Annotated in this window: 1 protein-coding gene; it reads left to right on the forward strand. The window is 48.6% G+C overall.

Annotated elements, in window-relative coordinates:
* Positions 1-296: Mur ligase family protein (locus tag AAEZ02_RS22135; RefSeq protein ID WP_351125149.1), on the forward strand; the 296-nt coding region annotated here is incomplete at both ends.

Here is a 296-nt window from a genome sequence, read left to right on the forward strand (position 1 = left end):
GTAATGGGGACGTTAGGTAATGGTTTGTGGGGGCAGCTTGTTGATAGCGGCAATACGACGGCTGATGCGGTGACTGTTATGCGTCAACTTGGAGAGTTTGTTGCTCAAGGCGCTGAACTGTGTGCGATGGAAGTGTCAAGCCATGGTTTAGTCCAAGGTCGTGTCGAAGCTGCGCCGTTTGAGATAGCAGTTTTTACCAATTTAAGCCGTGATCACCTTGATTATCATGGTGATATGGATACCTACGCCGCCGCTAAAAAACGTTTATTTCAATTCCCCTGTGTCCCACATGGGGT

The organism is Shewanella sp. T24-MNA-CIBAN-0130 (assembly GCF_040310185.1).
Classification (GTDB): domain Bacteria; phylum Pseudomonadota; class Gammaproteobacteria; order Enterobacterales; family Shewanellaceae; genus Shewanella; species Shewanella psychromarinicola.